Here is a 12,071-nt window from a genome sequence, read left to right as displayed (position 1 = left end):
CACATTTGCAAAATGCTCGCTTGGCCCGTTCCTCCGGCCGCAGTCCACGCGCTACGCTCATCCCCCAGACCTTTTGACACACAGAACCTACTATGGCGATGACTCAACGAGAACGATATTTGGCAATTGGTGTGAGCGTAGTCGTCGGGTTATTCGGCATTCAGTATGGTGTCAGTTCCCTGCGCGGGGCCCTCGAGCTCAAACAGGATCTTCTCAAAGTTGAGAAAGACAAGAGCGATGATTTGCGTCGCACGATGACCGACGGGATGATCGCGTCGAAAAAGATCGGCGAACTGACTCGCAAATCGCTCCCTACCGACTCCCAAGCTGCGATCGCGCAATATGGGGACTGGCTCATCAAAATTAGCGAAGCAGCAGGCATTGAAAACATTAAATCGATACCGCCGTCAAATGCTCTAGCCATCTCGAATTCGGCGTATGAAATCTACAATTTCAAGCTCACTGGCGAATGCCGAACCGATGAGGCCATCGAGTTCTTGGGCAAGTTTTACAGCAAAGACTACCTACACACCTTGGCCAGCATCAAACTGACTCCTGCGGGCAAAGAGGGCAATCTATTCAGCATTTCCATCGCCGCCAACGCCCTGGCATTGAAGGGTGCATCGCCAACGCAAGAACCTAGCGATTCGGCATCGGGTCGCCTGGCCATGTCGATCGACGAATACAAAGAGGTGATCCTGAATCGCAATCCATTCTCCCCCCCGAATCAACCGCCGAGCCTCAGCACGGCTAGCAAATTGACCCTGACGCGTGGCGAGTCTTGGAGCGAAGAATTAGCCGCCAAGGATCCGGAAGCCCACCCCATCGACTTCGCACTGGTCTCCACCGATTCCCCCAAGGGCCTTGAACTGCAAGGCAATCGGCTGAAGTGGAAGCCCGAGGAAGTCGGAGAGTTTGAGGTTACCGTGGAGGTCAGCGATGGCGGATGGCCACGACGCTCGGTTGAAAAGAAGCTCACCTTAGTCGTCGTCGATCCCCCCAAGCCAGAGGAGAAAGTGGAGCCACCCAAGTTTGACGTTGCCACGCAAACGTTCGTGTCGGCACTGGTCAGTGGTCGGAATGGCCCCGAAGCGATGGTTCGCTCGCGGACGGACAACAACCGCTTCGACCTAACCCCCGGTCAAGAAATCGAAGTTGGCTCCATCAAAGCCAAAGTGGTGAGCATCAACGTCCAAGAGGGCTTTATTGAATTTGAGACCGATGGAGCTCACTGGACCGTTGGAATGGATTCCTCTCTGGCTGCCGCGTTCGAGAAGAGCAAAGCGGATTAGCGTTGGCAATTCGCGACGCGGGATTTGCCTGAATGCCCGTTGCTTCGGGGGCTGTTGATTTCATAGCAATTTGAATTTTAACGCGGCGGTTGCGACCTTAATTGACTTGTAGCGGAGGTTATCTTTCCTTGCTCGCGCGGCGGGTTACTATTTCGACAGCCCGTTCGCGCGCGGGTTCTGCCTTGGAACAGCCCTGACCGAGGCTGTCGCTCTTTCCGCCCTCCGTCTTTCACATGCGCGAAGCAGGGCGACCCCGGATCAACAGGGGTACTCAGGAGTTGCCAGCTGGCACACACCTAAGACGCCCCCTTCCGAAGAACCATTGTTCTAAGAACTCCGCCTTCGCTCTCAACCGGCGAGCAACAGCGAAGACAAGCTGACAAGCAGTGCGAAAAACAGGCAAGCCCATGACACCCTTAAGCGTCAGGGCTCGCCCGATCAATCCAGATCTCTTCAAGCGGCATTCAAGGAACGACAACTCGCTGCCCAGCTAATCCAGTTGTTGACTTCCTCCAGATCAGGCTCCTTGCTGCCACGTAGGATACGCTGCCCTTCGGTGCTTTGTGCGTACGCTACGACGCTGTCCAGCAAGTCCTGAGGATCGATATCCATCAACTCCTCGGGGGCGGTCAACTCGCAAGCCACCAGCATTTGAGCGTCGTGTCCGCGTAGATTGGGGATGCGACATACCAATTGAGCCTGCAATTGCCAAGCCAAGACGGTATCTGAGCTAACGCGTCGATTGTCGAGCTTGTCGGCTAAGAACTCGGGGTCGGCCGCGAGGAGTTGGTCGACCGTGAAGATACCAACCTTTTCCAAGCGGGTTGCCATCCGAGGACCGATCGAAGGTGCATCGACGACGGGACTCGACAACTCCAAGTAGAATTTCAATTGGCTTTCGGGCTCCGCCGTTTCAGCCACGATGCGAACCGTCTCGCGTGAGCTTGCTCGCCCATGAGAGGACTCAGTCGATTCTCGATGGGCCCCGTTCGAAGCTGCAGCTCGCCCCGAACCGTTCAATTCGGGCTGCCGTAGTTTGGGAAACGCCTGTCGCGATGCGCGAGTCCCATTGCGGCTGGACCGTGAGGCATCCCGGGAATCTTCGGTTCGACGCCGCTGATTGCCGCTGGAGTCAGATGCCCCATTGCTTGAGCGGCGTTGACCGCTGGATCTCGAGCGAGATTTCGAACTGGAACTGCGGGCGCTCCGTGTGTAGTCACTTTCATCGGAACTCTCATATTCCGAGCGTCCCGCGGATTCGTATTCCACGTAATCATCGGGCAAGTCATCGATGATGCTAGTGCGTTCGTAACGGGTGGGACCACTCTTAGCCGAAGCGATCCAAGTCGTAATTCGCGAAAGTTCACGACTGCTACCGCTATTCATGATCCGGCGCCCACGCTCGGTCGTTAGGAACTTTTCAACGCGTTGCAAAAGATGACTCGGGTGGACTTCTGCCAATTGCTGCGGCGAGCGTATTCCGGCACCGACCAGCACGCGGGCATCAAAGGGACGCAGCTTTCGCACAGAACACAACAGTCGCACCTCTGCCTGCCAGCGAGTGACAGTCGAGGCGTGAATCCCTTCGATCCGCAGGTTTTCTGCTAACCAATTCGGTTCAATGTCTAGCAAATCTCCGATGCATACGACCCCTAGCCCACGACAGCGACTGGCCGAGTTCGCATCGATGGAGGGAGCATCATCGATGGGAGAATGCTCGGTCAGGTAGTACTCACTGCGGACTTCCCGATGATTGCCGTTGGCCCAGTCTGGCTGATACCACTTATCGGCCTCATGATCGTTGGCGATGGCTGACAATTGTTGGTTGATATCAGGCCCCTGACGAACTGGAGCCCGGTCTGGAATCAGATTACCAACCCAACCTTGGCATTCGCGGACGAGTTCGGCCAGAGCCCGATCACTCGTCAGCAGAATAACCTGTTGTCCTGTACTAGCTACGGTTGCTAGGTGCGCAATTGCCCGCTGTTGATGCTCGCGGGTAAGTTCGGACAGTGCATCGTCCAGCAGCAAGCAGATGCTCTCGCCGCGTTGCAATAGCGACTCAGCAATCGCTAAACGCAGCGCCAAACGCACAATCGCATTGGGAACCACCTTCTCGTAAGTCTCGTACTGAGCGTGCCCATCGCGGACGACTCCGTCCACCAAATCGAAGCGGTGCGCCGCGGGTGTTCGATAGCTACGATCGGCTGACTGGCGTTCGATGCGGCCCATCAAAGCGGCAACATGGCCGTTGTACCGCGTTTGAAAGCTCGTGGAATTGACCGCTGGTGAATCCACGGGAGTGCGATCGAGTTGTCGCTCGACTTCATGGAGCTCTGCGGTCAGGCGATCACGCGTTTCCCAGTCTTTCAATTGGGCAGCCTGCTGATCGAGCTCTCGCAGTAGATCCACTTCGCGACGGCCCATGACCTCGTGCTGCACGCCGCGTGCTTGTTGGCGGTAGATGTCAGCGTCACGCAATTGTCGGCGGCAGTCTTCCACGCGCAGCATAGCCTGCTTGCGGCGAGACGTGATCGAAGCGATTTGCTCCGCAATGCCGTGACGCGTGGTTTGCGTTCCCACGCCACACGCACTTGCTTTGCCCGACTCATCACTGAGCAACCAATCCTGAAGGTGCGGGTGGTCTTGGCACTGGCACCATTCCCCGAAGGCTAAAGTCAATTGATCGACAGACAGATGATATTCGGCTGCAATCCTACGTAGCAAAGCGGCTCGTTCTTCGATGAGCTTTTGTACGGATTCTAGCAACTCAGACTCAGCCCGCTTTAGTTGCAAGGCTTGCGTCTTGAGGGTTTCACAAGTCGACTGAGATTCGTGCCGAGCCAGTTGCTGACAGACCTCATACAGATCTTTCTGCATGGCTCTCAAGGTTTCTGGCAAAGCGAGAGACTCAGGAAGGTGTCGATGTGCATCGGTGTAAGCGATGCGAGTTTCCCCATTGGCATCTCGGACGACGTCGTACGCTTGTGGAGCGGCCAGCGACTCCATACCACCGTAGCGTCCGATCAGCTCATCGATTTGCTTGCGAGTGCTCACAATTTGCACTTCGAGCGAACGAAGTGCAGCTCGTGGATCGGAATCCTTCGTCACCGACAACTGTTCGCCGATTTGCTTGTCGAGCTGCGCGTCGGTTGCATCGTGCTCAATGCGTTCGCGATGCGCCTTCAAATCTCGCAGGGTTTGTCGCCAACGATTGAGCCGATCGTCCAATTGTTGCAATTGCAGACGATACGATTCGTCCACATTCACTGGCGCCGCTTCTGTAGGGGTGGCCTTGAGTTCAGCTTGGCAGTTGGCGAGCTCAGAGTCCAGTGAATTGACTTCGTCCAGTGCTTGCTGCAGCTCGCGTTGGATGACCGTCATTCGCTCATCAAAGCGATGATAGTCCGTAGCAGCCTCATCACTGCGGTAGGGAGCAATGCCATTGCGAATACTGCTCAGCTCTCGCTCCAACTCGCTCCGTCTTGCAGCTAAGTATTCACGGGACTGGGGGACGCTGGCTAGGTCTTCGACACGGCGTTGCAGTTCCGATTTTCTAGCAAGTAACTGCTGTCGCTCGGATGCATAGGGACGCTCGGTCGCCTCATCCAAGCCCAGACGCGATGCGATCTCTCGCAAATTCGATTCGGTGTCGGAATTTCCGTGAGCGCCATTCAACGCGGAAAATGCAGTTAGTTGTTGTGGGGAGAGCTGCCGTTGGTATCCGTTCGCCTCAAACCGCGAAAAGGGTTGTGCGGGCCACACTCGATGCGCCGGGTCGAGCAGCTCGACGCGTACTGCACCATTGCGATCGCTACTGGCACGGTAGTGCTGTTGGCGATCTACGATCTCCACCATACCGGTTAATGCCTGGGGTTGAATGGCCCACTGAGGCGGCACATAACTTGCCCCATATTGCTCGGAAGTGACCGTTCTGAGCCAATGCAGGAGGGTTGTCTTCCCCGCTCCACGAGGGCCGTAAATCGCATTCAAACCGGGAGAGAATGGCCCCAATTGCCAGCGAATCGACTCGATTTGCCCGCGATTTCCGGCCGTGATGTTTCCAAGACGCTCAACGTCCATGTTTACTAATTGCATGAAGGCTCCTCCTTATGCCTAACTTCTGTGTCACATCCTGGCACGAGAGATCTGGGGTCGCAAGCGCAAGGTTTCTAGGGTCGCGCAAGAAAATACCACACCTCGTCCGGTTTTCCCAATAGCAATTTAGGTAAAACTGGCAAAGCAATAGGAACAAGACTTAGAACCGGATCCCTGGATGACTGAGAACGCACATTTTCGGCCCTCCGCCAAGGGGCTCGCCTGCAGGCCTATTACTGCGTGGTATACACACTACCTAAACTTGTTAATAGACTGGTTAACCTCATCTCGCCTAATGCTGGCATAGTTCAAACAATGGCATTTTCGCGTTGGCTCATGTCCAATCCGCTCCCAACCGAGCCACGCTTGCCAGTCCGACGGATTGCATGAACATTACATCACTTCACGTTCTATTGATCGAAGACGATGCGGAGGACAGCCTGCTCATCGAGCGATTGTTGCATCGCTATCCCCTCGTTACGATTACCACACAGCGAGTTTCCTCGCTGCAGGAAGCTATTCAGACAATCCAACAGGGCGATTTTGATGCTGCCTTGCTAGATCTGGGGCTTCCTGACAGTCAAGGCATGGATTCGTTGCGCCAACTGCACGCCTGTGACGCGCGACTACCCATCGTCGTGCTGAGTGGTGTTGATGACCATGCAATCGCTCTAGAAGCGGTAGCGTCAGGTGCTCAGGACTTCATTAGCAAGCATGCGTTGAGTGGAGGCATGCTTCCGAGAGCGCTATTCTTTGCCCAAAAACGCCAAGCCAAGCTTCTTGGTCTGGAGGCTGCGGCCGATGTTGACCCGTTAACCGGACTGAAGAATCGTCGGAACCTACAGAAGGCGTTTCTTGACTTGCACACGCAAGATTCCTCGCATGTACCTCTATCCGCAGCTCTATTGGATGTCGACCATTTCAAGGCAGTCAATGACCGATACGGGCATCTCGCGGGCGATGAGGTTCTCCGCCAGCTCAGTCAGTCCATGCGAAACACCGCCGAATCACCGCACCAAGTATTTCGATACGGTGGTGAGGAGTTTGTGTTTCTCCTGCAAGATCCTTTAGCTGCGGCGGAACAGCGAATCGGTGAGTTGCTGCAAACCATCGAGGACAGGTCGATTCATGTCCGCGAGCAGATCCTGCATGTCACCGTAAGTGCTGGCATAACCCAAGTCCGCGACGGCGATAGTTTCGATGCCGCGTTACTGCGTGCCGATCAAGCACTCTATCGCGCCAAAGCAGATGGCAGAAATCGACTGGTGAGCAATTAGGCTGCAACCGGACGGATCTCCCCATGGGAAAACATACCGGCAGCAACGGTGTGACCGATCCCGAGACACTGCGACAGCGGGCGCACCTCAGTAAATGCTCCCCGAAGCGTCCCCAGGCTGACGGGACACTAACCTGAAGGGACACCGTCCTCAAACCAGCTCTGACTCACCCGGCCTTAGACTCCAGCCTGCCGCAGGGCGCGGGCCGCATCCTCGGGTGCCAAGGGATTGATAAAACAATCGCTGCCCCATTCAAAACCAGCCACCTTGGTAAGTCGTGGGAACAATTCCAGACGCCAGTGGAAGGAAGCGGAATCCTTGCGGCAACTGGGGGCCGTTTGAATCACGAAGTTGTAGGCCACTGCGGGGTAGAGTTTCTCCAGGCGACGGATCGTTCGGTGAGTCAACCAAGAGACCTGCTCCAACTCCTGGTCATTGAGTTTCTCAAACTGGCTCTGATGTTGCCTGGGAAGGATGGTGATCAGCGCAGGCAGGCGGCTGGCGAACGGGCAAAACGCAACAAAGTCAGGAGTCTGCTCAACAATTCGCACGCCTAGTTCCACTTCATCGGAAATCATGCGGCACATCAAACATTCGTTTTCCTGTTCGTAGAACAGTTGCATGCGTTCGGCGGCCCGCTGCACGTCGGGTGGTAAAATATCGGTGGCAATGAGTTGCGAATGGGTATGAACCAGCGAGGCTCCTGCATCCTGCCCTACGTTTTTGAAAACGACCGCGTAGCATATCTCGCGCTCCGTCAACCAATAACGCAAGCGATCGCGATAGGCGCGGAAGACGGTTTGCGTTGATTCGGGGTCCAGCTGGGAAATGGAGTAGAGATGCTCGGGGCTCTCCACGATGACCTCATGTCCGCCAGACAGGCCACGGCGTTTAAACAGATTGATGCCATTGGTGGGAACGGGGCTAGCCGGGTGAGTTGCATACCGCATCGGTGGACGGGTGCCCGGAATATTGACGGCCGGAAATTTATTGGGCACCACTCGCACCGACCACTCTGCGCAGCTCTCCTTCTTACGATTGGCAGAGATCGCCGGATAGCTAGCCACAGCGAGTGGAGTCTCCGCCTCATGCCCGCAGCAAAACGGGCAATCGCCGACGCCCGACGGTTCGTCAAATACCAAATCGAAATCGCAGGGCCGGGCTGTCCGTTGCGGAGCAATAATCACCCACCGATCGGCTAGCCAATCGTGGCGCATTTCACTGGACGTCACGTCCTCTCGCATTCTCGACATCAATTCACCTGAATCCACTGAGTCGCGATTTGTCACCAAATACATCCCGCCTAACACGCCACTTCCCGGTGCATCACCCTGTCATAAACCTCCTTATAATGTTTGGCACTCTGACCCCACGACCAATCGTCGCGCATTCCAGCCTCTACAATATAGCCCCACCGTGATGGATTATGTCGAAAAACATCGATAGCGCGGTGCAAAGCACTATCTAACCCCACCTGCGAATACTCATCGAATCGAAAACCAGTGGCTTGCCCCTTGGCAAGGTTTTCTTCACTGGCATCAACGACGGTATCTGCCAGACCTCCGGTCGACGTCACCACAGGCACCGAGCCGTACTTTAGACTATACAACTGGTTCAAACCACACGGCTCATAGCGACTCGGCATTAGGAACATGTCGCAAGCCGCTTCGATACGGTGTGCAACCGCTTCCGAAAACTCAAGTCGCACACCCACCCGCGTCGGATGTTCCTGGGCGAGTGCCTGCAGCTGTTGCTCATAGCGAGGATCTCCCGTTCCCAGGATGGCCCACTGCACATCACGGCTGCGCGCCCAATCCTTTAGGAGAGGGATAATGAGATCCCAACCCTTCTGGTCCGCGAGACGGCTCACGATGCCCAGCAAAGGCACCTCAGCGCGAACTTCCAGCCCCAGCTCTGCTTGAAGCTGCGCTTTGCAAACCGATTTTCCATCGCGCCAATTTTCCACAGAGTAGTTCTGAGGCAAATGACAATCGGTGCTGGGGTCCCACAACGTGTAATCGACACCGTTGACAATCCCCACGAGGTCCGGCCCGCGCCCTTTGAGAATGGAATCAAGGCCACAGCCAAGTTCCGGTTCGGTGATCTCGCGGGCGTAGGTGGGACTGACCGTGGTCACGGTATCGGCGAAGACAATACCCGTCTTCATTAAATTCAAATCGCCATGAAACTCCATCTGCTCCCAATTGAAATACTTCCAATCGAGGCCGGTGAGGGGCATGTCCAAATGCCAAAATCGTCCTTGATAAGCCAGATTGTGGATCGTCATCACCGATTTGACATTGTTCATCCATGCATACTGGTTGCGGCGGGCTTTGATGTACGCAGGAATCAGCCCCGTTTGCCAATCATGGCAGTGGGCGATGTCGATTTCCAAGCCCAAGCGGTCGATCGCTTCCACCACTGCTCGGCAATAGAAGGAAAACCGCTCGCAGTTGTCCCGATACTCCCCAGCACGATCGGAATAGAGTCCATCCCGGTCAAAGTACTGGGGCTGGTCGATCAGGTAGACATCGACATTGCTTCCTGGGTAGGTTGCTTTCAGAACTCGGCAAGCCACATGCCGCCCAGCGATGTAGATGGTGAAGGTAAGTGGAGTCGGTTCGATGGCCAATCCGCTGCGGAGCACACTGCGATACGCAGGCAGAAACGCGCTACAACGACAACCACTCGCCTCAAGCGCTACCGGCAGAGCGCCACAGACATCCCCTAGCCCACCAGTCTTGGCAAACGGCACCATCTCACTGGAGATTGTTACAACATGGATTGGTTTCACGGCTCTTGATGCTCAACTTGGATGAGTGACAACCGCCTACGAGGCCAACACAATTTGGCGAGTCGGAGTTGTCCAACGGAAAGTATTTGTCTCTTAAAACATTGCATTACCCGCAATGTAGTCGAGATTGCCAATGAATGCATTGTCTATCGAGCCTGAAATCCAAAAAGCATTTGCCCCCCCCTGGGCGATTGCTGCGATCGTTTAACTTTAGCAAATTGGCTCTCCATGTGCTCTTGGTACATTTATACGCCTCTGCCTATAATGGACTGCGGCCAACGGAGTCATTAGGGCCCTTCTCAAACATTTCGTGATATCTCGGTCACTTTCCATCGGCGCATCCTGCCAAAATTGATCCAGATCTTGTTAGAATGCCCCCTCGTCTCTCCTCGTCTGACTGCCAGGAACTGCACCCTATGGACTTGTCTACCGTTCGTCCCAAAGTAGCTCAGTTGACTTTTCAACTGCTTGGGAGATCAGTCCACCCCGAACTCTTCCACATTTACAAATCCCAACGCATCGAGCGGGAGAACTTCACCGCCCAAATTCACATCACGGTGGATGGGCATGTTGTCAGCTGGGCTTGTGAGAACGGGACGATTACTGAGGTCGCAGCCTCCAACCACCAACTGCTCCCTCAGGGAAGACGCATCCTTACCCTCCCCATGACCCACGGGCAGCAGGACAAACTGGAAGTCCGCAAGGGAATTGACTACCAGTACAAGTTCGAACTCGAACGGGTCCCCGCAGAAATGTTCTGGATGCTTCAAAAGCAGCTGGGCGAGGCCTCCCAGAACCACGAACTGCTCCAACTCTTTGACTCGAGCGGCCGCATTGCGATTGGTGGCTTGAGCTTTATCCACGTGGAGCATCGGCTACGCAGCATGCACGTGCAAGCCATCCATACCTTCCCTGATGACAAAGCACTGCTCAAGACCGACTCGACCTTTACGTTGATCGACATCAACGACGAGTAGGCCGACTTCGAAGTTGACGCCCCGCCTGATGAACCTACGTGCCGGGTATCAGGTCGAAACTCACCAGGTGACGATTGCCACGCAGGTAGAGCTGCCCGTGAGACAACACGGGTGCAGCCCAACAGGGATAATCCAGCAAGGGCAGCCCATCCACCGGATCCACGATTTCACTCAAATCAACGGTGCGGACCACCTCCAGTTTCTCTGGGTTCGGGCGAATCAAATCCAGCCGACCATACTCTCCGAGGACGATCAAATAACCATCCACGGCCAGCACGCTACTGCGTTCATGGCGACGATCCATCCACTGGACCTCCCCATCCGCCAAGCGGACACACCGCAAGTCACTATCGGGCTGATTGCGGCCGTTGCAGCCGTAGAGATAGCCGTCAATCAAGACCGGGGTTGACCAGTGAGCCCGAAAGCTGCATTTGTTGCGTGGGCCGCTATCTTTCCAGACAACCTCGGGGCTCCCCTCAACGGATTCTAATAATACGCTGCCAACTTCGTAGGCCTCGGATAGCAGGATGCGATCCCCACTCGTGACCGGCAGCGCAGCATTGACACTCTCCAGCATCGGTGCCCGCCAGGGATAAGCAAACCTTTGCTTGCCCGACTGCGGCTCCCAGGCCAACAAACCGTTTCGCAAGAAGGCTAGACCAGTCGGCTCTCCTTCAATCTCGCGTACCGTGAGCGAAGCGTAGCTCGCCAGATCATCCCCAAGGCGGTAAACCTCCTGGCCAGTCCGTTTATCTAGTGCAACGATGGCAGAGCCGCTGGGTTCCACCTGATCCAGGCGGCCTGGGGGCAACGAGAGCGACTCTTTCGTACTACCGCCCACCATGACCAACAACAGGTCCTGGAAGACAAATGGCGAACTGGCAACGCCGAAAAAGTTCTGCACCACGTCGTAGTCCAGCACCATATCCTTCGACCAAACTCGCTTGCCCGTCTTGAGTTCAACACAGCTCAGCCGGCCGGTAACGCCATAGGTGTAAATGAGATCACCATCCACGATCGGCGAACAACGGGGACCGTTGTTGTACCCATACATATCGTCGTACTCAACGCTGGACTCAAACCTCCACAATTCCCGCGCGGTCTCCGCTTCAAAGCAGGTCAAGCGTTCCTGATTACCAAAGCGGTCAAACTGCAGCAACCGGCCCTGACAGATCGTCGGACCACCATAGCTGACGCCCAACGGCATGGACCAGCGGATGGCTGGGTGTGGGCTCCATAGGTCCGGCCGCACGCCCGTCTCGGGAGACGTGCCATCGCCATTGGGCCCCAGAAACGCAGTCCAGTCGCTGCCGGCGGTACGGGTGAACTGAATTTCCTGCTCGGCCCCTTGGGGAGCGTCTAATGCAGCAGCAGGCGGCGAGTCTGCCGCTGGCGTTGAGCTGGGGGCATCCTGCGCACAAGCAGTCAACGAGAGAGTGGCAGACAGGGTGAACAGCGCTAGGCCAATCTGCCAGCGCGACAATCCCAGCCGCAAGCTCTTCCGCAAGGCCCGACCACTCTGCCGCGTCCCCCTTCCCTTATGAGCAACCTCTGTTTGATTCGCCGCCGGGTCTCCAGCGATGTCCCGAATTTGCTCACAAGGTGAAGTGGATAGCATCATCGAAATACCAGT

The 12,071-nt window shown here is 55.7% G+C and carries 7 protein-coding genes; 3 read left to right on the top strand and 4 right to left on the bottom strand.

The window, feature by feature from the left end; genetic code table 11:
* Positions 1–92 precede the first annotated feature (92 nt).
* Positions 93–1,292, top strand: coding sequence for a cadherin repeat domain-containing protein (locus tag Q31a_RS05850; RefSeq protein ID WP_145075379.1), 1,200 nt, complete (start codon positions 93–95; stop codon positions 1,290–1,292).
* A gap of 453 nt (positions 1,293–1,745) precedes the next feature.
* On the opposite strand, the gene Q31a_RS05845 is transcribed toward Q31a_RS05850, so the two are convergent.
* Positions 1,746–5,390, bottom strand: a complete 3,645-nt coding sequence (locus Q31a_RS05845; protein ID WP_145075375.1) for a DUF4332 domain-containing protein — start codon at positions 5,388–5,390, stop codon at positions 1,746–1,748.
* A gap of 386 nt (positions 5,391–5,776) precedes the next feature.
* Here Q31a_RS05845 and Q31a_RS05840 point away from each other — a divergent pair, with 386 nt between their 5' ends.
* Positions 5,777–6,667, top strand: a complete 891-nt coding sequence (locus Q31a_RS05840) for a GGDEF domain-containing protein (protein WP_145075372.1) — start codon at positions 5,777–5,779, stop codon at positions 6,665–6,667.
* A gap of 176 nt (positions 6,668–6,843) precedes the next feature.
* Here the strand turns inward: Q31a_RS05840 and Q31a_RS05835 are convergent, their stop codons facing one another.
* Together Q31a_RS05835 and glgA are read right to left on the bottom strand one after the other, a co-directional pair.
* Positions 6,844–7,920 (bottom strand): galactose-1-phosphate uridylyltransferase, encoded by a 1,077-nt coding sequence (locus Q31a_RS05835; protein WP_231691079.1) that lies wholly within the window; start codon positions 7,918–7,920, stop codon positions 6,844–6,846.
* 50 nt (positions 7,921–7,970) lie between these two features.
* A complete protein-coding gene (gene glgA, locus Q31a_RS05830) occupies positions 7,971–9,452 on the bottom strand; it encodes a glycogen synthase GlgA (protein WP_145086900.1) in 1,482 nt (493 codons plus the stop codon).
* Positions 9,453–9,877: 425 nt separating this feature from the next.
* Between glgA and Q31a_RS05825 the strand changes: the two genes are divergently transcribed.
* Entirely contained in the window at positions 9,878–10,438 is a 561-nt protein-coding gene (locus tag Q31a_RS05825) for a DUF2617 family protein (protein ID WP_197356259.1), read from the top strand.
* Between the two features lie 34 nt (positions 10,439–10,472).
* Here the strand turns inward: Q31a_RS05825 and Q31a_RS05820 are convergent, their stop codons facing one another.
* Complete coding sequence (locus tag Q31a_RS05820) at positions 10,473–12,059, bottom strand: outer membrane protein assembly factor BamB family protein (RefSeq protein WP_145075361.1); 1,587 nt, start codon at positions 12,057–12,059, stop codon at positions 10,473–10,475.
* Positions 12,060–12,071 lie beyond the last annotated feature (12 nt).

This window comes from Aureliella helgolandensis (assembly GCF_007752135.1).
GTDB lineage: Bacteria > Planctomycetota > Planctomycetia > Pirellulales > Pirellulaceae > Aureliella > Aureliella helgolandensis.
This window is presented reverse-complemented; position numbering and strand designations above follow the sequence as displayed.